This window comes from Sphingobacteriales bacterium, assembly GCA_016711285.1.
GTDB lineage: Bacteria > Bacteroidota > Bacteroidia > Chitinophagales > UBA2359 > JADJTG01.
Window position 1 is genome coordinate 106,027 of record JADJTG010000010.1, and the last position, 23,449, is coordinate 129,475.

Annotated in this window: 13 protein-coding genes, 1 tRNA gene and 1 pseudogene; 12 read left to right on the forward strand and 3 right to left on the reverse strand. The window is 41.6% G+C overall.

What is annotated here, in order from left to right:
• Window positions 1-51: 51 nt before the first annotated feature.
• Window positions 52-1,959 carry a RecQ family ATP-dependent DNA helicase gene (locus IPL35_06240; protein ID MBK8443022.1) on the reverse strand — a complete coding sequence of 636 codons (1,908 nt, stop codon included), beginning with the start codon at window positions 1,957-1,959 and terminating at the stop codon, window positions 52-54.
• A 232-nt stretch (window positions 1,960-2,191) separates the two neighbouring features.
• On the opposite strand from IPL35_06240, the gene IPL35_06245 reads away from it, so the two are divergent.
• The 11 genes from IPL35_06245 (at window position 2,192) to IPL35_06295 (ending at window position 21,391) form a co-directional block, all read left to right on the forward strand.
• Window positions 2,192-5,620 carry a choice-of-anchor L domain-containing protein gene (locus IPL35_06245; GenBank protein ID MBK8443023.1) on the forward strand — a complete coding sequence of 1,143 codons (3,429 nt, stop codon included), beginning with the start codon at window positions 2,192-2,194 and terminating at the stop codon, window positions 5,618-5,620.
• Window positions 5,621-5,670: 50 nt separating this feature from the next.
• Complete coding sequence (locus tag IPL35_06250) at window positions 5,671-6,219, forward strand: T9SS type A sorting domain-containing protein (GenBank protein MBK8443024.1); 549 nt, start codon at window positions 5,671-5,673, stop codon at window positions 6,217-6,219.
• Between the two features lie 316 nt (window positions 6,220-6,535).
• The gene (locus IPL35_06255; GenBank protein ID MBK8443025.1) at window positions 6,536-7,756 is read left to right on the forward strand and encodes a DUF11 domain-containing protein; all 1,221 of its coding nucleotides are present in this window, start codon (window positions 6,536-6,538) and stop codon (window positions 7,754-7,756) included.
• Window positions 7,699-8,421: a DUF11 domain-containing protein gene (locus tag IPL35_06260; GenBank protein ID MBK8443026.1), complete on the forward strand. Its 723-nt coding sequence runs from the start codon at window positions 7,699-7,701 to the stop codon at window positions 8,419-8,421. The genes IPL35_06255 and IPL35_06260 overlap by 58 nt, the downstream gene beginning before the upstream one ends.
• Window positions 8,393-8,758: a hypothetical protein gene (locus tag IPL35_06265; GenBank protein ID MBK8443027.1), complete on the forward strand. Its 366-nt coding sequence runs from the start codon at window positions 8,393-8,395 to the stop codon at window positions 8,756-8,758. The genes IPL35_06260 and IPL35_06265 overlap by 29 nt, the downstream gene beginning before the upstream one ends.
• Window positions 8,724-9,254, forward strand: coding sequence for a hypothetical protein (locus IPL35_06270; protein ID MBK8443028.1), 531 nt, complete (start codon window positions 8,724-8,726; stop codon window positions 9,252-9,254). The genes IPL35_06265 and IPL35_06270 overlap by 35 nt, the downstream gene beginning before the upstream one ends.
• Window positions 9,197-9,715 carry a hypothetical protein gene (locus tag IPL35_06275; protein MBK8443029.1) on the forward strand — a complete coding sequence of 173 codons (519 nt, stop codon included), beginning with the start codon at window positions 9,197-9,199 and terminating at the stop codon, window positions 9,713-9,715. The genes IPL35_06270 and IPL35_06275 overlap by 58 nt, the downstream gene beginning before the upstream one ends.
• Window positions 9,657-18,569 carry a DUF11 domain-containing protein gene (locus tag IPL35_06280; GenBank protein ID MBK8443030.1) on the forward strand — a complete coding sequence of 2,971 codons (8,913 nt, stop codon included), beginning with the start codon at window positions 9,657-9,659 and terminating at the stop codon, window positions 18,567-18,569. The genes IPL35_06275 and IPL35_06280 overlap by 59 nt, the downstream gene beginning before the upstream one ends.
• A gap of 292 nt (window positions 18,570-18,861) precedes the next feature.
• A complete protein-coding gene (locus tag IPL35_06285; protein MBK8443031.1) occupies window positions 18,862-19,386 on the forward strand; it encodes a TlpA family protein disulfide reductase in 525 nt (174 codons plus the stop codon).
• Window positions 19,387-19,518: 132 nt separating this feature from the next.
• On the forward strand, window positions 19,519-21,132 hold the full coding sequence (locus IPL35_06290; GenBank protein MBK8443032.1) for a hypothetical protein: 1,614 nt from the start codon (window positions 19,519-19,521) through the stop codon (window positions 21,130-21,132).
• 171 nt (window positions 21,133-21,303) lie between these two features.
• Window positions 21,304-21,391, forward strand: a tRNA-Ser gene (locus tag IPL35_06295).
• A 394-nt stretch (window positions 21,392-21,785) separates the two neighbouring features.
• Here the strand turns inward: IPL35_06295 and IPL35_06300 are convergent.
• Together IPL35_06300 and IPL35_06305 are read right to left on the reverse strand one after the other, a co-directional pair.
• Window positions 21,786-22,061 (reverse strand): hypothetical protein, encoded by a 276-nt coding sequence (locus tag IPL35_06300; protein MBK8443033.1) that lies wholly within the window; start codon window positions 22,059-22,061, stop codon window positions 21,786-21,788.
• Window positions 22,061-22,462: pseudogene (locus IPL35_06305) on the reverse strand (IS1 family transposase). Before IPL35_06305 ends, IPL35_06300 begins: the two are co-directional and overlap by 1 nt.
• A gap of 202 nt (window positions 22,463-22,664) precedes the next feature.
• Between IPL35_06305 and IPL35_06310 the strand changes: the two are divergent.
• Window positions 22,665-23,165, forward strand: coding sequence for a hypothetical protein (locus IPL35_06310; GenBank protein ID MBK8443034.1), 501 nt, complete (start codon window positions 22,665-22,667; stop codon window positions 23,163-23,165).
• Window positions 23,166-23,449: the final 284 nt, after the last annotated feature.

Here is a 23,449-nt window from a genome sequence, read left to right on the forward strand (position 1 = left end):
CAAAGGAACGTATTTTTTTAAATTCCAAAAAATATATTTTCAAAGTGAGTTTTATTTTTTACGCCAAGTCCATTTTTCTCGCTCGTTGACAACAACTTTTTGGGCATCATACAAATTACGCAATACTGTTATTACACGGTCTTTTTGTTTACAAGCGTTATATTGCAAAATAGCCTCCATGCTATATTCTCCCTGTTGCAAAAGTTGTTTTATTTCAGCTATAATTTGCTGCTCTTCGTCATTTTTAATAGTATTCCGCCGTTGCAAACACACATCGCAAATACCGCAATCCGGCACATCAGCCTCGCCGAAATAAGCACTCAACTGGCGGCTACGACATAAATGATAAGTTGTTGCATAGTTTATTGCAGCTATTATATTTTTATAACGTATATTTTTTCTTTTTTCTCTTTTTTCCTGCGAAATAACAATATCATTTGCCGGCAAACGCGGCGTTAAAAAAGTAAGTTGAGGCGCATCTTTTTGAGGTATATATACACCTATTTCATATTGTTGTAATTTTTCAAAAATAGGCTTTACTTCCTCTTTTTTATATGATAAATGATGTGCAATAAAACCCTCATTTACAGCAGCAAAATCCTCAAAAACACCTGCATAATTGCGCATCAAAAATTTCAAAAACACATCGTAACGCGGGTGGCGAAGCTGGAAATCATAAAGAGCCTCGCGCGAGCAGGTGATTTTAAAACGCGGCGGTAGCCATACAGCATCGCTCAACAAAATATAACCTTCCTGTTCCAAAAGTTTCAGTGCGGCGGCGGTATTGACGGTTTTTAAATTATAAGTTTTACAAAACTCAAATATCTGAAAATCAAAATTTTGCAAAGCACCACTTCCCAGCGGTACGCGGCAATAATTGCCCAAAGCCTGGTATAGCCGCCGTAATTCTTCTATATCCGGTTCTCCTTTTTGTAAAGATTCCCGAAGTCGCAGCAGGTCTGTTTTATCGTATAACAGCACGGCGTATGCTTTTTTGCCGTCACGTCCGGCGCGTCCGGCTTCCTGATAATACTCTTCCAAACTTTCGGGCAAGTCCAAATGCACTACGGTACGCACATCGGGTTTATCAATGCCCATACCGAAGGCATTGGTACTCACCATCACACGGCAAGTATTTTGCAGCCACAGGTCTTGTTTTTGTGAACGTTGCGTACTGCTCAGTCCTGCGTGATAAAAATCGGCAGCCACTCCTTTTTCATGCAGTTGGGCAGCGATAATTTCTGTTTTTTTGCGGCTACGAACGTACACAACGGAAGAACCATTAACATTTTGTAATATTTGAAGCATTTTTTGCATTTTATTATCTTCTTCAAACGCAGAATACGACAAATTAGAACGAGCAAACCCACCTGTAAATACATTGGGTTCTTGTAGTTTTAGGTAGGTGATAATATCTTCGCGCACTTGGGGAGTTGCTGATGCCGTAAGTGCCAAAATATTTAATTGCGGCAATTTATTGCGCAGTTCGTGTATTTTTAAATACGCAGGACGAAAATCATAACCCCATTGCGAAATACAGTGTGCTTCATCAACTGCCAAAAAACTGAATTTCATACGCGGCAAACGTGCCAAAAACATTTCGCTCTCCAAACGTTCGGGAGACACATAGAGCAGTTTCACATTTCCATAGATACAACGTTCTAAGGTATCATCAATTTCTTGCGGGTGCATACCGCTATACAAAGCTGCCGCACCAATGCCGCGCCGTTGAAGATTATATACTTGGTCTTTCATCAGCGCAATCAAGGGCGAAACAACTAAGCACAGCCCTTCCATCGCCAAAGCAGGCACTTGAAAACATAAGGATTTTCCGCCACCCGTAGGCAGCAAGGCTAAAGTATCTCTCTGGTGTGTAAATACAGAATGAATAATAGACTCTTGCAAGGGGCGAAATACATCGTATCCCCAATAATGTCGCAAAATGTTATTTAGCGTCATTTCTTCCAAAAACATTTTTGTTTTCGGCAAAGTAATATTATTTTTGATTTATTTTTATAAAAAAAGATATAGTTATTGTTTTTCAATCACTTTTATATAGTTATTTTTTATATTATTTTAAATCAAACAGCGTCTTTTTGAAAAATTTCTGGTTCTGCCGTCAAATGCCTGTTTATAATTACACAGAAGTATTTTTTATATTACCTTAGATATATTTACAAAATAAAAAACTATGAACTGTAACAATTACTTTTTTAAAATGCTGTGTATCGGTTTGCTGTTGATAGGCGGCAAATTGCACGCACAGTTGGAATTGCAAAGTGGGGTATCCGGCGAAGAGTTGGCGCAGACTTTAGTGGGCGCGGGTGTATTGATTTCAAATATAGAACTCAATTGCCCTGATGGTGCTTCGGGCACTTTTAACGGTACTTATACCAACCTGAATATTGATCAGGGGATTGTATTGTCCAGTGGTGCAATTAATGTGTTGGCAAGCCCCAATAATCAAGGCGGTGCTACTGGTCAAATTCCTCCCTCGCCCGGCGATCCCGATTTGGATATTATTTCGGGCGGCAACACCAATGATGCTTGCGTACTTGAATTTGACGTAATTCCTTATGGAGATACACTGCGTTTTAATTATGTATTCGGCTCGGAGGAGTATTTGGAATTTGTAGGCTCTTACAATGATGCCTTTGCTTTGCTGTTGAGCGGAGATAACCCCACGGGAGGAAATTATAATAATGTCAATATCGCCCTTGTTCCGAATACCAATACTCCTGTTACCATTAACAATGTAAATACAGACGTAAACAGCGAATATTATGTTGATAACGGTGATGGGACGAATCCGGGACCTAACAGCACCGTTCAGTTAGATGGTTTTACAGTTCCGCTCAAAGCAAAAGCAGCCGTTATTCCCTGCCAAACCTATCATTTAAAATTGGCAGTTGCCGATGCTTTGGATAATGTATTGGACTCTTCGGTATTTATAGAAGCCGAAAGTTTGGGCGTACCGGTGGTGAGTGTATCTGCTACCACTACTTTTACCACCCTCAACGGCTACGACAATACGGTGGAAGGTTGTATTGATGGAATTATCACTTTTTCCCGCGAAGGAGATATTAGTTATCCGTTAACAGTTCCTTATGAACTTTCAGGAACGGCAACCAATGGTATAGATTATGCGGAGTTGAGTGGTCAGATTACCATTCCTGCCGGCGAAAGCAGCATTGAACTATATGTTGAAACACTCGAAGATAATACCAGTGAAGGCAATGAAATATTGAGCATTAGCGTAAGCAATGAAATTGCCTGCGCTGATTCTACCATTGTTCAAACTGCCGAATTGACCATAGAAGACCAGCTTCCTCTAACGGTTTCAGGAAATGTGACGATTAACTTGGGCGAAACCGCTACTCTGGCGGCGACGGGTGGCAGCGGCTCTTATAGTTGGACTCCCTCCAACTCCTTACTCGGAGCAAATACCGCCAACCCAACGGCTTTTCCTACCGAAACAACGACCTACACTGTTACGAGCAATTTGGGTACTTGTAACTACAGCCAACAAGTAACCGTAACAGTTATCAGCGAACAACCCTGTATTACACAAGTAGGTATGCTTGCCGCTTCGGGCAGCCCTGCCTGCTCTTGGGAAACCGTACAAGCTGCTGTAAGCGGACAAATATTAGATGATAATGATATGATTGTTTATTATTTGCATAACAATCCCAACGGCGACCTCAATGCAAATGATTTGATGATATATAGTAACAATACTTCGGGTTCATTTTCGTTGGGTGCTGCCCCTGCCAACAGCGAGCTTTATATTACAGCAGTAGCAGGCAATAACAACGGACAAGGCGGTGTGGACTTAAGCGATGAATGTCTGTCGGTAAGCAATACTGTAGCGGTTTATTTTATACAATACAATGCAGGGTGGCTCAATATTGAAGGCGGAAGTTGCAGCAATACAGTAACCGCTACTGCTCAGGGAACACAAGTGCCGCAAGGAGCAGTTTTGATGTATATTCTTCATAACAGCTACAACGGAAATATCAATATGGAAGGTTTTACAATATATGCAAGCAATAATAACGGAGCATTTGACAATACGCAAATTCCCATTAATACAACTGCTTATATTACTGCTGTGGTGGGTGCTGCTGATGCAAACGGAAATGTAGTACTGACCGATGAATGTTTGGCATTTAGTAATACCGTTGCCGTTTTATTCTCTGAATATGCAGCCGGAACATTGAGTGTTGCTCCGAATCCGGCTTGTAGCAATGCTGCCATTATCGCCCAAACCACAGGTAGTATCGTTCCCGAAGGTGCGGCTTTGGTGTATGTATTGCACAATAGCCCCACAGGTGACACTGATATAGATGGTTTTACTATTTATACTTCCAGCAGCAACGGGCAATTCAACAGTTGGAATTTGCCGCCTAATACTACAGGTTATGTAACAGCTTTTGTAGGCGATAGTGATGGCAATGGCGGCATCAATTTCAACTCGGCTTGTTTATCTGCCAGCAACACAACAGCTATTTCTTGGATAGCTCCCGCAATTGGTACTTTAAATCTTTCTACCTATTATGTATGTCAAGGCGATACCATAACCACACAATTAAGCAGCAGCAATATTCCTGACGGCTACGAACTGACGTATGTAATGCACAACAGCTACAATGCTGACCTTTCAGCAGAAGATTTTACTATTTATGCCAGCAATACAACAGGTATGTTTTCACAACAAAATGCACCTGCCAATCAAAATGTATATATAACCGCTTTTGTAAGTCCTGTCGGTCAGTCGCTCGGCTCATCGGAGTGTGTTGCGGTGAGCAATACCGCCGGAGCAGTATTTTTAACTCCTATACAAATCGAAATTACAGCGTGGGAATGTGAGGAAATCAGCGGACACGCTACGGCTACTTTTGTTATCAGTGGCGGTATAGCAAATTATGACAACAATGCCCTATTCAGTGTAGAAGGCGATTATAATAGTGAAGGATTTACGGTAGCAGCGGGTATTCCTTTCAATGTCAATTATGTAGATGGAGATACTTATTTTATTAGTGTAAGCGATGAGTCTGCTTGCAGCAGCCAAATTTCCGGTGAAGTTATCTGTCAAAAATGTATCACTGAAGCAGGTAGTTTCCAAATGAGTCCGCAGATGATATGCGATGGCGGTGTTACCGTTGCTTTAAACAGCGGCGCACAATTACTCCAAAGTGATAAAAAAATATTTGTAATTCATACCCAAAACAACAATTCGCTCGGAACTGTTTTAGCTACGAACAGCACTGGCTCTTTCTCTTTTGAAAACCTCAATCCCGCTTTGCGTGCCTACAATCAGCCTTATTATTTGTCGGCAATTGCAGGACCCGCCGATGCCAACGGTAATATAATGATGAACCACCCCTGCACAGATATTGCTTTGGGACCTGAAATCGTATTCTTGTTGCCGTTGAGTGCAGAAGTAGAAGAAGTATGCAACAGCGAAGAAGGCACATACGATGTTATTCTTGTTGTAAATGGCGGCTTGCCCTCCTATCAAGGCAGTGGTAATTATGAAGCCTTCGGCTCGGTATCTGGAAGTTTTGCTCAAATCATCACGCTCTTCGGACAGCGGTTTCAAGCGGTTATAATATTTTAATTTCTGACGGAGAATGCAGCATCACCGTCGCCAATGATGCCGTGACCTGTTTGCCGCCTACCGCTCTGGAATTGCTTCGTTTTGAAGGCAACATAGAAGAAAAAGGAAATCTTTTGATTTGGACAACTGCTCAAGAGATCAATCACAAACATTTTGAGTTGCAACGTTCTCAAGATGGAATCCACTTTGAAACTATTGCTATCATTCAAGGAAAAGGAAACAGCAGTAGTTTACAAGAGTATGAATATTTGGATAAAAGTACAGAAAATGGAATAAATTATTATCGTTTATTAAGTATTTCTACCGAAAACGAACAAGCATATTCTCAAATTATTGCTTTGCAACGCAACAATTTAGTAGAAATTGTCCTTAGTCCTATTCCTGCCTCTGATTATATCAATATCAGCCTTACAACACCTATCTACGAACCTTGTGAAATAAATTTATATGATTTAACCGGACGAATTGTACTGAATACTCGATATTCTGCCACACAAACCCATCAACGTTTGGAATTATCAAATTTACCGCAAGGAATTTATACATTATGTTTACAAAACAGTACATTTTTTGTCAAACGTATTTTAGTTATAGAGTAAAGTTTATTAATCTATAATACCATATAAAAAAAGGGCTGTCTTTTAGGCAGCCCTTTTTTTTATATATGTACATTTTAGTAAACAATATTTTTAATATTAAAGCCTCTTTAAGACAATCAAATTGAATTATAAAACCTCTTTTATTTTTTATTGATAGAACAGATTTCATTTTTTTACATGTCTTGTCCGTTAATAGTCCCATTTTTTAAAATTGGAATGAATTTTGGGGATATATATTTTGCCATGAATATTGTATAGTAAAAAAATAAAATTAAAATAAATTTTAATAACAAAGTTTTTCATTATTTAATGTAGTATGAAACAATTAATTACCTTGATCACTATCGTACTGCTAAGTACGATGGGGTTTTATGGTGAACTACATGCCCAAGCTTCCTGCGCGATAGGCATTGTATCCGTAAAACCCACAAACTGTACTTTTACAGATCCGGGCAATACTTATGACCTGATTGTAGAAGTAAATTACATCAATGGGCCCGGTGGTACTATTAATGTAGAAGTATTAGGTAATGTGTATCCTTTTACATCTAATGACAGTGGCTTTGAAAGTTTTACCATTATGGGTATTCAACTTACAGGAGCAACCGATGTAGATGTAATGGCTTCATTTGCCAATGATGCTGTCTGCACAATTACCAAAACCGCCGCCTATGACGAGTGTTCTCCCAGCAAAGTGGAATTTATTTGCCCGGGAGATACTGTTGATTTAGTTGCTCAAGCAGGATTAAGCAGCTATCAATGGTATAAAGATGGAGTTGCTGTACCGTCTCCGGAAGGTACTTCGTCCACTCTAACAACCAGTGATATAGGTGAATACACCTACACAGCAAAAGATGCCAGCGGCTGTGACATTAATTTATTTTGTCCGGCTATTTTGAAAGCATCTGATTCCTGTACTTTTGACTTGGCACTCTGTAAAGTCCTCGCTGCTCCGGCTCCTACTGCTGTGGCGGTAGGCGATTTGGTGACTTTCGACATCACCATCTCTAACCAAGGAGATTTAGATGCTGCCAATGTCTCTATCACCGATTATATCCCTGCCGGTTTCTCCCTCGCAGATGCCGACTGGACCAGCGTTTCTGCTTCGCAGGCTTCTTTTGATGTTCCAGGTACTATCGCAGCAGGTACTGCTATGACAGTACAGGTTACTTTGCAATTTGACGATGCAAATGCCATTGGCTCTTCTTCTGTCAACTTTGCTGAAATCTCTGCCGCTACCGATGCTAACGGAAACCCTGTTACTGATGTGGACTCCACGCCTGACAGCACCAATGGTAACGATGCAGGGGTAACCCCGAGTCGCCTTCCGATGACAGCATCAATGGTGATGGTTCCGGTACGTCCGGTGACTCTGTTGCCGCTACCGACGAAGATGACCACGACCCAGCCCTCATTCCTGTCGTCACTACCTTTGACTTGGCACTCTCTAAATCTCTCGCTGCTCCGGCTCCTACTGCCGTGGCCGTCGGTGATTTGGTCACTTTCGACATCACCATCTCTAACCAAGGTGATTTAGATGCTGCCAATGTTACTATCTCTGATTATATCCCTGCCGGCTTCTCGCTGGCTGATGCTGACTGGACTAGCGTTTCTGCTTCGCAGGCTTCTTTAGCTGTTCCAGGCATTATCGCAGCAGGTGCTACTATGACCGTACAAATCACTTTACAATATGATGCGATCGTGAGTAGTGCTGTCAACTTCGCTGAAATCTCTGCCGCTACCGATGCTAACGGAAACCCTGTTACTGATGTGGACTCCACACCTGACAGCACCAATGGTAACGATGCAGGGGGTAACCCCGAGTCGCCTTCCGATGACAGCATCAATGGTGATGGTTCCGGCACGTCCGGTGACTCTGTTGCCGCTACCGACGAAGATGACCACGACCCAGCCCTCATTCCGCTCGTAACTCCAGGTTTTGACTTGGCACTCTCTAAAGTCCTCGCTGCTCCGGCTCCTACTGCCGTGGCCGTCGGTGATTTGGTCACTTTCGACATCACCATCTCTAACCAAGGTGATTTAGATGCTGCCAATGTTACTATCTCTGATTATATCCCTGCCGGCTTCTCGCTGGCTGATGCTGACTGGACTAGCGTTTCTTGCTTCGCAGGCTTCTTTAGCTGTTCCAGGTACTATCGCAGCAGGTGCTACTATGACCGTACAAATCACTTTGCAATATGATGCTATCGTGACCAGTGCTGTCAACTTCGCTGAAATCTCTGCCGCTACCGATGCTAACGGAAACCCTGTTACTGATGTGGACTCCACACCTGACAGCACCAATGGTAACGATGCAGGGGGTAACCCCGAGTCGCCTTCCGATGACAGCATCAATGGTGATGGTTCCGGTACGTCCGGTGACTCTGTTGCCGCTACCGACGAAGATGACCACGACCCTGCCCTCATTCCGCTCGTAACTCCAGGTTTTGACTTGGCACTCTCTAAATCTCTCGCTGCTCCGGCTCCTACTGCCGTGGCGGTCGGTGATTTGGTCACTTTCGACATCACCTCTAGCTAAAGGAGATTTAGATGCTGCCAATGTTACTATCACTGATTATATCCCTGCCGGCTTCTCGCTGGCTGATGCCGACTGGACCAGCGTTTCTGCTTCGCAGGCTTCTTTAGCTGTTCCAGGTACTATCGCAGCAGGTACTGCTATGACAGTACAGGTTACTTTGCAATTTGACGATGCAAATACCATTGGCTCTTCTTCTGTCAACTTTGCTGAAATCTCTGCCGCTACCGATGCTAACGGAAACCCTGTTACTGATGTGGACTCCACGCCTGACAGCACCAATGGTAACGATGCAGGGGGTAATCCCGAGTCGCCTTCCGATGACAGCATCAATGGTGATGGTTCCGGTACGTCCGGTGACTCTGTTGCCGCTACCGACGAAGATGACCACGACCCAGCCCTCATTCCTGTCGTCACTACCTTTGACTTGGCACTCTCTAAATCTCTCGCTGCTCCGGCTCCTACTGCGACATCACCATCTCTAACCAAGGTGATTTAGATGCTGCCAATGTTACTATCTCTGATTATATCCCTGCCGGCTTCTCGCTGGCTGATGCTGACTGGACTAGCGTTTCTGCTTCGCAGGCTTCTTTAGCTGTTCCAGGTACTATCGCAGCAGGTGCTACTATGACCGTACAAATCACTTTGCAATATGATGCTATCGTGACCAGTGCTGTCAACTTCGCTGAAATCTCTGCCGCTACCGATGCTAACGGCAACCCTGTTACTGATGTGGACTCCACGCCTGACAGCACCAATGGTAACGATGCAGGGGGTAATCCTGAGTCGCCTTCCGATGACAGCATCAATGGTGATGGTTCCAGGTACGTCGGTGACTCTGTTGCCGCTACCGACGAAGATGACCACGACCCAGCCCTCATTCCGCTCGTAACTCCAGGTTTTGACTTGGCACTCTCTAAATCTCTCGCTGCTCGGCTCCTACCGCCGTGCCGTCGGTGATTTGGTCACTTTCGACATCACCATCTCTAACCAAGGTGATTTAGATGCTGCCAATGTTACTATCTCTGATTATATCCCTGCCGGCTTCTCGCTGGCTGATGCTGACTGGACTAGCGTTTCTGCTTCGCAGGCTTCTTTAGCTGTTCCAGGCATTATCGCAGCAGGTGCTACTATGACCGTACAAATCACTTTACAATATGATGCTATCGTGAGTAGTGCTGTCAACTTCGCTGAAATCTCTGCCGCTACCGATGCTAACGGAAACCCTGTTACTGATGTGGACTCCACGCCTGACAGCACCAATGGTAACGACGCAGGGGGTAATCCCGAGTCGCCTTCCGATGACAGCATCAATGGTGATGGTTCCGGTACGTCCGGTGACTCTATTGCCGCTACCGACGAAGATGACCACGACCCAGCCCTCATTCCGCTCGTAACTCCAGGTTTTGACTTGGCACTCTCTAAAGTCCTCGCTGCTCCGGCTCCTACTGCCGTGGCCGTCGGCGATTTGGTCACTTTCGACATCACCATCTCTAACCAAGGTGATTTAGATGCTGCCAATGTTACTATCACTGATTATATCCCTGCCGGTTTCTCGCTGGCTGATGCCGACTGGACTAGCGTTTCTGCTTCGCAGGCTTCTTTAGCTGTTCCAGGCATTATCGCAGCAGGTACTGCTATGACAGTACAGGTTACTTTGCAATTTGACGATGCAAATGCCATTGGCTCTTCTTCTGTCAACTTTGCTGAAATCTCTGCCGCTACCGATGCTAACGGAAACCCTGTTACTGATGTGGACTCCACACCTGACAGCACCAATGGTAACGATGCAGGGGGTAATCCCGAGTCGCCTTCCGATGACAGCATCAATGGTGATGGTTCCGGTACGTCCGGTGACTCTGTTGCCGCTACCGACGAAGATGACCACGACCCTGCGCTTATTCCCATACAACATCCAGTGGATTTAGCTTTAACTAAGTCCGTAGATGATAATACTGTATCCGTAGGACAAACCATCACTTATACAATTACTGTAACTAACGAAGGCAATTATACAGCCACCGGAGTAACAGTTTATGATGCCTTGCCTGCTGGTTTACAATACACAGGCTCAAACGGTGCATATAGCAATGTGACTAAAATTTGGAATATTGGTACTTTAGCTGCTGGTGCAAGCGTGTCTTTAGAAATATATGCACAAGTTACAGCTATTAATGGTCCTATTACGAATATTGCTGAAATTGAAACCACCAATGAAACTGATATTGACAGTACACCGGGTGATAATAATGACAATCCAAATGTTGATGATTATGATGATGAAGATGATGCTGTCATTACTCCGAATCCTGCACCACAGGTTGATTTAGAATTAACTAAATCAGTAAATAAAGTGCAAGTTGTTAATGGTGACATGATTACTTATACTATTTCAGTTATCAACAAAGGACCTTCGCCTGCTACTGGTGTAAGTGTATATGATATGTTGCCTAATGGTTTAACTTATATTGGTTCTAACGGAAACTATAATCAAAATACAGGTATTTGGACTATTGGCAATTTAGGTGTTAATGAAACTGTTTCTTTACAGATATATGCTCAAGTAAGTAATATTACTACAGCTATCGTAAATATAGCCGAAATTGAAACTGTAAATGAAACTGATATTGACAGTACGCCGGGTGATAACAACGGCAATCCGAATGTTGATGATTATGATGATGAAGATGATGCCATTATTTTACCACCTAATGCTCCGGTTGTAGATTTGGAATTAAACAAATCTGTAAACAAAACCGAAGTTAAAGTGGGTGATATTATCACTTATACTATTTCAGTAGTAAATAAAGGTCCTTCGCCTGCTACCGGTGTGAGTGTGTATGATATGTTACCTGCCGGATTAGGATTTGTTTTCTCTAATGGCAGCTACGATAGCAATTCGGGTATATGGTATATCGGCAATTTAGCGGTAAACCAAGTAGCTACTTTAAGTATTCAAGCAGAAGTATTGAGTATCAGTGGTCAAATCGTGAATATTGCTGAAATTGAAACCGTCAATGAAGACGACATTGACAGCACACCGGGCGATAATAACGGTAGTCCAAATGTTGATGATTATGACGATGAAGATGATGCTGTAATTATTCCTGACATGCCTGTGGTAGATATTGAATTATTGAAAACTTCTAATGTAACTAATGTAACCGTAGGCACACCTATCACCTATACCATAGAGGTATGGAACAACGGACCTGATGCCGCTACTGGTGTAAGTGTATATGATATGTTGCCTGCCGGACTTCAATATGTAAGTGCCAGCAGCGATGATTATGTACCGACTACCGGATTGTGGTACATTGGTAACTTAGGAGTAGGACAGCATGTAACCCTTGATATTGAAGCGATTGTTCAATCTATCAATGGACCTATTATCAATATTGCTGAAGTTGAAACTACTAATGAAAATGACGTAGATAGCACTCCGGGTGATAACAACGGTAGTCCTAATGTAGATGATTACGATGACGAAGACAGTGCCGTTATTTATCCTGACGCTGCTCCTGTAGTAGATTTGGAATTAGCTAAAGAAGTAAATCAACAAACTGTAAGTGTAGGTGATGTTATTACCTATACCATCACTGTTTGGAATAACGGACCCGATGCCGCTACCGGTGTAAGCGTTTATGATATGTTGCCTGCCGGTTTACAATTCATAGAAGCTGATGGTGATTATACTGCCTCTACCGGTATTTGGTATATCGGCAATGTAGGTGTTAATCAACAAGTAGCTTTGCATATTCAGGCAAAAGTATTGTCTATCAACGGACCTACTAAAAATATTGCTGAAATTGAAACAACCAATGAAACCGACATTGACAGCTATCCGGGTGATAATAATGGTAATCCAAACGTGGACGACTATGATGATGAAGATGATGCTATTATCGTACCTGAAGAAGAGCCTGTTATTGACTTGGAATTGGTAAAATCAGTAAATGCTTACGAAGTTGAAGTAGGCGATATCATCACCTATACCATTACCGTTGTGAATAAAGGTCCTGACGCAGCCACAGGTGTAAGCGTATATGATATGTTGCCTGCCGGTTTGAGTTATGAAGGTTCTGATGGTAACTATGACCCAACTACAGGTATTTGGACTATCGGTAACTTAGCAGTAAACGGTTCTGTAAGCTTAGATATCTATGCTCAGGTGAACGTTATCAACGGTCCGATTGTGAATATTGCTGAAATTGAAACAGCTAACGAAACTGATATTGACAGCTATCCAAGCGACAACAATGGCAATCCGAACGTGGACGACTATGATGATGAAGATGATGCGGTGATTGTGCCTGCAGGTGCTCCTATTGTTGATGTAGAATTGACTAAGTCTGTCAATCAGTCTGAAGTTCAGGTAGGTGATGTAATTACTTACACCCTCTCTGTTATCAACAAAGGTCCTGATGCCGCTACCGGCGTTACGGTGTATGATATGCTTCCGGCTGGTTTGCAATATATCACTGCCAGCAGCAATAACTATAACCCGAATACAGGTATTTGGACTATCGGCAACTTAGCTGTAAATCAAGAAGTAACATTGGATATTGAAGCACAGGTAATGGCTATCAATGGTCCAATTGTGAATATTGCTGAAGTGGAAAATACCAACGAAGACGATATCGACAGTACGCCGGGCGACAACAATGGCAACCCGAACGTGGACGATTATGATGATGAAGATGATGCAGTGGTTACTCCATTTACACCTATCGTCGATGTAGAATTAACTAAATCTGTCAATCAGTCTGAAGTTCAGGTAGGTGATGTAATTACTTACACCCTCTCTGTTATCAATAAAGGTCCTGATGCCGCTACCGGTGTTACGGTGTATGATATGCTTCCTGCAGGTTTGCAATACATCACTGCCAGCAGCAACAACTATAACCCGAATACAGGTATTTGGACTATCGGCAACTTAGCTGTAAATCAAGAAGTAACATTGGATATTGAAGCACAGGTAATGGCTATCAATGGTCCAATTGTGAATATTGCTGAAGTGGAAAATACCAATGAAGACGATATCGACAGCACGCCGGGTGACAATAATGGCAACCCGAACGTGGACGATTATGATGATGAAGATGATGCAGTGATTACTCCTGAGCCGCAACCTGCAATGGTGGACGTTGAATTAACTAAATCTGTTAATGCAACTACTGTAAGCAATGGTGATGCAATTACTTATACTATTACTGTTGTAAACAAAGGTCCTGACGCTGCTACTGGTGTTACGGTGTATGATATGCTTCCTGCCGGATTGAGCTTTGTCGGCTCTAATGGCAACTATAACAGCACTACCGGCATTTGGACTGTAGGCGGTTTAGCTGTCAATCAGTCTAAATCTTTGGAAATCTATGCTGAAGTAACAAATATCACAGGTGCAATTGTAAATATCGCCGAAGTGGAAAATACCAATGAAGACGATATCGACAGCACGCCGGGTGACAATAATGGCAACCCGAACGTGGACGATTATGATGATGAAGATGATGCAGTGATTACTCCGCTTCCGATACTCGTAGATTTGGAATTAAACAAATCTGTAAATCAAACACTCGTATCTGTTGGTGATATCATTACTTACACATTAACAGTTACTAACGAAGGTCCAAGTGCGGCTACCGGAGTAAGTGTATATGATGTATTGCCTGCCGGATTGAGTTTTGTAAGTGCAAGCAGTAATTCTTATAATAGCAATACCGGAATTTGGACCATTGGCAATGTAGCCGTGAATCAAACTATAAGTTTGAACATTCAAGCTCAGGTAACAGCTATTAGTGGCCCGATTGTGAATATCGCTGAAGTAGAAACTGCTAACGAAGATGATATCGACAGCACGCCGGGTGATAATAATGGCGGTCCTACCGACCAAGATGATGAAGACAGTGTTGTAATTAATCCAGAACCACAACCCGACCCACAAGTTGATGTGGAATTAACTAAATCTGTGAATGCAACTACTGTAAGCAATGGTGATGCAATTACTTATACTATTACTGTTGTAAACAAAGGTCCTGACGCTGCTACTGGTGTTACGGTGTATGATATGCTCCCTGCCGGATTGAGCTTTGTCGGCTCTAATGGCAACTATAACAGCACTACCGGAATTTGGACTGTAGGCGGTTTAGCTGTCAATCAGTCTAAATCTTTAGAAATCTATGCTGAAGTAACAAATATCACAGGTGCAATTGTAAATATCGCCGAAGTGGAAAACACCAACGAAGACGATATCGACAGCACACCAGGCAACAACAACGGCAGCAACGATGTTGATGACGAAGATGATGAAGATGATGCAGTCATCAATCCTGAACCGCAACCTGCAATGGTGGACGTAGAATTGACTAAATCTGTCAATGCTACAACTGTAAGCAATGGTGATGTAATTACTTATACACTTACTGTTGTAAACAAAGGTCCTGACGCTGCTACCGGTGTTACAGTATATGATATGCTCCCTGCCGGATTGAGCTTTATCGGCTCTAACGGCAACTATAACAACACTACCGGTATTTGGTCTGTTGGAAACTTGGGCGTGAATGAACCTAAATCTTTAGAGATTTATGCACAAGTAAACAACATCACTTCTTCCATCGTAAATATCGCTGAAGTGGAAAACACCAACGAAGACGATATCGACAGCACTCCGGGCAACAACAACGGCAGCACCGATGTTGATGACGAAGATGACGAAGATGATGCATTCATCAATCCTGAACCGCAACCTGCAATGGTGGACGTTGAATTGACTAAATCTGTCAATACTACAACTGTAAGCAACGGTGATGTAAGTACTTATACACGTACTGTTGTAAACAAAGGTCCTGACGCTGCTACCGGTGTTACAGTATATGATATGCTCCCTACTGGATTGAGCTTTATCGGCTCTAATGGAAACTATAACAGCACTAATGGTATTTGGTCTGTTGGAAACTTGGGCGTGAATGAACCTAAATCTTTAGAGATTTATGCACAAGTAAACAACATCACTTCTTCTATCGTAAATATCGCTGAGGTGGAAAACACCAACGAAGACGATATTGACAGCACACCGGGCAACAACAACGGCAGCACCGATGTTGATGACGAAGATGACGAAGACGATGCAGTGATCAATCCCGAACCGCAACCTGTTGTTGTTGATGTAGAATTGAGCAAATCAGTGAATGCTTCTATCGTAAGCAACGGTGATGTAATTACTTATACGCTTACTGTTGTAAACAAAGGTCCTGATGCTGCTACTGGTGTTACAGTGTATGATATGCTCCCTGCCGGATTGAGTTTTGTAGGCTCTAATGGCAACTATAACAACACTACCGGTATTTGGACAATTGGAAACTTAGCAGTTAATCAACCCGTAAGCTTGAACATTCAGGCTCAAGTAGTAAGTATTAGTGGCCCGATTGTGAATATCGCTGAAGTGGAAAACACCAATGAAGATGATATTGACAGCACACCGGGTAATAATAATGGCAGCTCTAATGTAGATGATGAAGATGATGAAGACGATGCAGTGATTACACCACAATCGGGCAACTGCGACAACCCGCCTGTATGTGAAATGGATATTTGCACTGGTCCTATGCAATCTGTTACTATTTGCCCTGAATATTGTGTTGCCGGTAATTATACCATTGATAATATAGAATCTTTATATCAATGTTCTATTCAAGTATTACCAAATGGTTGTGTTTTATATACACCGCTACCCGGCTTAGAACAATATGGCAGCGATTATGTAACTATTCACGCTTCTTCTGCCAACGGTGATTGTGTAGTATTATTTGTAAATATTACAGTAGGTACTTGCAACGATGAGCCTAATGCAGTAAATGATAATGTAACTGCTGATTGCAGCGAATTAACATCTATCCCTGTATTAAGCAATGATAGCGACCCGAATGGTGATGTTTTACACATTTGCGGATATACCAATCCTGCTCATGGTACCTTGATTCAACAAGTGAATCAAACATTCAGCTATATTCCTAATAATGGCTTTAGCGGTACTGATACATTCACTTATACTGTATGTGACAATGACGGCGGATCTGATCAAGCTACCGTAACAATTACTATAGGCGATTGCAACCTGCCTCCTGTAGCCAATAACGATAACACAACTACCAGTTGCGGCGAGTTAGTAAGCATTCCGGTTTTGAATAACGATACTGACGGCGACGGTGATGTATTGTATATCTGTGGCAACAGCAATCCTCAACACGGTACTGTGGTTGTTTCAGGCAATAATATTATCTACGTTCCAAATGGTGACTTCTCCGGCACAGATTCGTTTACTTATACCGTATGCGACGGCAACGGAGGTTCTGATCAGGCAACAGTTACTATCGCAGTAAGCAATTGCAACCTGCCTCCTGTAGCTGTGAATGATAATGTAACTGCAGATTGTGATGCTATCGTTATCAGTCCTTTGAGCAACGACAGCGACCCTAACGGCGATGTACTTACTATTTGCAGCCACTCCTCGCCACAACACGGTACATTGGTACAAAACGGCAACAACTTCATCTATACTCCTGAAGAAGGCTATTCCGGTCCAGATGTATTCACTTATACCATTTGTGACGGACACGGCGGTACTGATGTAGGTATTATCAACATTGTTGTTAATTGCTCTTCTTGTATTAACCCTGCTGTATATGAGTGTACAGGTATTATGGAGCCTATCGTATTATGCCCTGAGTTCTGCGAATTTGAAAGTGGCTACAGCATCACCGAAATCAACACTATTTATGGTCATTGCACCATCAAACCGTTGAGCGATGAATGTTTCCGCTACACACCGGTTCCGGGCTTCGAAGGTGAAGTAGATATTACCGTAACAGCTTGCAATGCTGCTGGTGTATGTGGTACAGTAGTATATCACATGACTGTATCTCAAAACTGCGATGGTAATACCAATACTCCTCCGGTTGCCAATGACGATAGCGGCACTACCCCACAAGGTACACCTGTTACTATCAATGTATTGGATAACGATTTAGATGCTAATGGCGATTTGATTTATATCTGCGGCTTTACTCAGGCAGCAAACGGTACTGTACAACAAGTGGGCAATCACTTTGTATATACTCCGAACACCGGCTTCAGTGGCACAGATACCTTCACTTATACCATTTGTGACGGACATGGCGGCACTGACCAGGCTACTGTAACTATCAATGTTACTCCAAATTGCCAACCTGATTTATTGTTCTGTACAGAAGAATTTACAGCAATTAATATTTGCTTAAATATCTGTCAACCAGGTTATTCAATTTCGAGCATTCAAAATGCTTATCACTGTAGTATCAATATCTTAGGTCCTACCTGCTTCCGCTACATGCCGGTTCCTGGTTACAATGGCTTAGATGAATTGGTTATTACATTGATGAATGCACAAGGACAACAACTCAATTATACCGTAGAAATCCAAGTAGGCGGTTGCAACAATTTTGAAGGAGCTTCTCCTGAAAAATCTAACAACAACGGATCGCTTATCAACGAATTGGAAGTACCTAATGGTATTTCTCCAAATGGTGATGCCATCAACGATGAATTCACTATTGACGGCTTGTTGAATGCTTATCCGAACGCTGACGTTCAACTCACTATCTTCGACCAATTGGGTAGAACCATCTACCGCAGCAAAAACGCCGAAGAAATCCGTTGGAATGGTCGCTTGAACAACTTCGGTGATATGATGCCACAAGGCACTTACTTCTATCATTTACAAATCAAACAAGACAGTCAGATGTTTTCACGCACCGGCTACCTTGAATTGCAACGTTAATGATAAATAGTTAATTGTGATATACACCAAGGGGCTGTTCTCTTTCCGAGACAGCCCCTTTTTGTATTTGTAAATGGGCGATATTACCCGTTTTGTCAATAAAATAAGCAGCCTTATTCTATAATCTTTTTTCTTTTCAGGGGATTCTGTTAAATTTGTATGTTTTAAAATATTTCTATGCTTTTACTATTTTTAAATCATTATATACTTTTAATACATACCTCTTTAAACAAATCCAAATTTTAATAGTCTATTTGTTTTATTTTTCTCTCATATTTTTTATTTATTTTCAATGAAAAAAACAATTCTCACCTTATTCTCTGCCTTATTACTCAGCGGAACGGCTATGGCTCAAAAATCATTGCCTGAAGTAACCTTAAATGACATCAACGGCGAAAAAGTCGGTGTGGCAGCCTACGGAAAAAAAGAACAAATTACCATATTTAGTTTTTGGGCTACTTGGTGCTCGCCTTGTAAAAAAGAACTGAGCAATTTATCCAACTTATACGATGAGTGGCGCGATAAATATAATGTGGAAATCGTTGCCGTGAGCATAGACGACCAGCGCAATACAGCCAAAATAAAACCTTATGTAAATGGTCAGGGTTGGGATTATACCGTATTATTGGATACAAATGAAGAACTCAAACGCGCCCTCAATTTCCAATCAGTGCCTTATACGTTGGTGATAGACAAAAAAGGCAATATAGCCTACGAACACAACGGCTATGTAGAAGGCGATGAGTATGAATTAGAAAAAATTGTGGCTGTTTTGGCAGAAGGTAAAGAACTCCCAAAAGAAGCTGAAAAGCACTAAAGATTATTCTGTATTTTAGCAGAATTAAGACATAAATGTTAAAAAATTAAGCCGTTTAAACTATTTTAATATGGTTTACGTCTTATATATACAGTTTTATCCTACTTTTCAATAAATAAAAAAACGAGCAAAATGAAAAAATATATTTTGTTTCTATGCGCTGCCGCTTTGCTTCATAATGTTGCGTTGCAAGCACAATACGATGATTTATATTATCCGTATTACAGCACTACTCAAGAAAAACATAGCCATCAAAAAGATGGCGGAGCTACTTATCAGGACAATAACGGCGGTACTGATAATAATGCCGATGTCACCGAAAGCTACGAAAAAGACGGTGATACTTATATCAACAATAATTACTACAACAATGATGAATATGATTATTACTATTCATCTCGTATTCGCCGCTTTCACCGTCCTTATTCACAATCCTATTGGGACTCCTACTACACCAATCGCTATTGGTATGATTATGACCCCTTTGCGTGGAACGTAACCATTTATTATACGCCTTCTTGGGCTTACAATAATTGGGGCTGGAATAGTTACTGGCAGCCTTTTCCGCGCCGCTCTCATAATCATTGCTGGAACAGCTACGACCCCTGGGCAAGTTGGTATGGCTCGCCCACATACAGTTGGGGTTGGAATAATCCCTGGAACTGGACTTGCTCCGCTAATCAGTGGGGCTATGGTTGGGGATATTCTTCTTTTTACAGCAATACTTATATGAACGGCTATTACAATGGTTATTGGGACAGCTACTATAACAACCCGTATTATAGCTACTATAACAATCCGTATTACAACAATTATAACGACTACAACCACGAAAACGACCAACATAGCGGTATTTACTACGGACCACGCGGCAGCGGCAGAAGCAGCAACGAAAGTGGTGATTTCGGCGGTATATCTGTACAAAATCCCGCAGGCGGCGGAAGTATTCAAAATGCCAACAATGGTATCAATGGCGGTGGACGTGTGCCTTCGGCTATTGTTCCCGCTAACCAAGAACGCCCCAACAGTGGCAAAACAGATACTAACAGCGAAGTAAAACCGAACCGTATTGTATTGCCTGCCAACACCGGTAGCGGCTCACTGCCTCAAAATAACAACAGCAACAACGGCAGCGTGCGCCAACCACAACAAAATGTGCCAACAACAACACCTGCCAATACCAACGACTACAACCGTCCGGCGCGTACAGACGACAACAACGATAGCCGCTACGAGCGTGGCAATACCAATATTATCCGCAGCAATGAGCAGCCTCGCAACAACGAGAACAGCAACAACGGCAGTGTGCGCCAACCACAACAAAATGTACCAACAACAACTCCTGCCAATACCAACGACTACAACCGTCCGGCGCGTACAGACGACAACAACGATAGCCGTTACGAGCGTGGCAATACCAACATTATCCGCAGCAATGAAGGCATCAATCGCAGTGATGATGATAATGACAATAGCAACCGCCAGCCGCAACGCATAGAGCGCGAAGAACGCAACGATGACAAAGGTAAATATGACCGAAAACAAGAGCGCAGAGAAGAAAAACGCGAGCGCAAAGAAGAATCTTCTCCTAAAAAGGAAGAAAAACGCGAGCGTAGCAATAACAACCGTTTTAGTACACCCGACAACAAATATGATGGCGGCAGCAGAAACACCCCTTCTTCTCGCCCTTCCAACAACAATAATAATAGCGGCAGTTTTCGGGGTAATGGCAGAAATCCTAAATAAAAAATAAGCTAAATAAAATAAAAAACGCACCATTTGTATAATGGTGCGTTTTTTTATTGCGGAAATTTATCAATTTTGCTTTGAATATTGAATATAATTCATCAACTTTGCAGCCCGTATTTACTACAATAGTTTTTTCTAAAAAAGGACTTGTTGTATGTGTGTAAATCAGGAGAGATGTCCGAGTGGTTTAAGGAGCACGCCTGGAAAGTGTGTATACGTCACAAGCGTATCGGGGGTTCGAATCCCCCTCTCTCCGTTTTTTATAACACATTGATTATCAATGTTGTTTTGCCGTCAAATTCTCATAAATTTTCGACAGGGGTTTCTTTTCTGAAATTCATAGCTTCATCGCGCTTTTTTCCTGTTCCAATATATTAAATAATTCGTTAAACGAGATATTTAAGAGCTTGCATAGATTAATAATCTCTGGAAGCGTAGGTTGTGCTTCATTGCGAATGTATCACTGGAGTTGTCGGCAGTTGATACCTATTTTTTTATAGGTTGGGCAAGTGAGGCGTTGGGCGTGATAGCCTTTTTAGTCAAGGATTGTAGCTAAATTGTTTGTCATTGTGTTAAAATTTTATATTTTATTATTATTTATTTACAAAATACAAACACTTTTTTGCGATATTTCTTTATAAGGTAGTGATTTAAAATGTATGCTGAATATTAAGAGGGGTACGGAACTTGTTTCTAAGAAAGATATAAGTTTTAATGATACCGTAGTGCATATCATCTTTCTTAGAAAAGCAAACGGTTTGGCGACAGAGCCTTTTTAAATGTGTTCTGAAATCTCGGTTGCGCCTTTCAATATGGGTAGTTTTAGCCTTTGCGATAATATGCTTTTGAGGAGCAATGTACTTTTTATAAGACTTCCAATCATCGGTTCGGTAGGAATCAATTTGTAAATGAGCAAGTTTTCTCATCAGAGCTTTGCAAGCCGAATTATTGCGTTTTCCGATGTAAAAGCTAAAATTTGACCAGAATCTGCGTCATAAGCATACCAAAGCCAGCGTTTGCCTTGTTTGCGATGTTTGACAAAAGTCCACATTTCATCAATTTGGACCTTCTTAAAATGTCCTTGAACAATAGGCTCTTCTATTTGTCTGAACCACTTGCGCAAGATCAATAAGATGCCCGCGATGCTTATTCTACAGACCCTTTGAATATCTCTGATACCACTGCCATTGAAGGTCATACAGCGAACCTGCCGTTTAATACGAGGATCTGCTCCTTTGTATTTGTAGGCAAATTGAAATTGTTTTTTGCACTTATAACAATAGAAATTTTGAGTACGATTGGCTTTTTTGCCATTTTTTTTACATTTGTATCCTCACAATGAGGGCAAACCACTTGAACCAGTATTTCAGACATACTAATTTAAGTTGGTTTTGCCCTTTTGGGTTGTCAATATGACAACTTTTTGCAAAAATCACCAGCATACATTCTTAATCAGTACCCTTTATAAATAAATTATAATTTTATAAAATTTTAATAATTAATCCTTTATATGAAAATATTTTTTACTTTTGACAAAAAATGTTTTTATGAAGAATAAAAGAAAATTCGCGTGTGATGTATCCTTTGTCGGGGAATTAATTTTTAATATCTTCACCATGAGGCGTGGGGCTGGGCTGACTCAAGAGAGAGTAGCAACGGAGTTGCGTATCTGCAAGCCTACATTTACAAATAGAATTCTTAGCGAAGGCAATGTGAGTATTTACGAAATACTTCGGCTTTCCGAACTTTTTAATTACGACTTACTGACGGACATCTATCAGCATTATTCTGGCGGGAATAGAGCACCATCAGCGAGTAATATGGTTTCGGAGGATAACGCAATTTATAATGTGAATAATGCAGATTATATCACGCGTAAATATTTGAGCCAAATAAAGGATCTCACGAAAGATGTCGAACACTTGACCCGAGAATTGGAGCAGGCTCAGGAGAATTTAAAGCACAAACAGCAGGCGATAGATGCGATGACTGTTGCTTTTAACACTATAAATTTAAATAATAAAAAATAACATAGATAGTGCGGCAGTGCGGCAAGAAGTGTATTATAATCAATGAGTTGTCTCGTTATCAAGAATCCCTCTTTCTCCGCATTTTTACAACATATTGGTTTTTAATGTGCTGTATTTTTTTGTATAAAATATTTATTCTCTTGTTTTTATTGTTTTACAAAGATGTTGAAAACAATTCTTTTCAACATCAAAATATTTTACAGGATAAAATTTTATATGTCATAAAAAAAGCCCTCGTGTACTTTATACACGAGGGCTTTTTTTGTATAGCTCAATAAGAAATA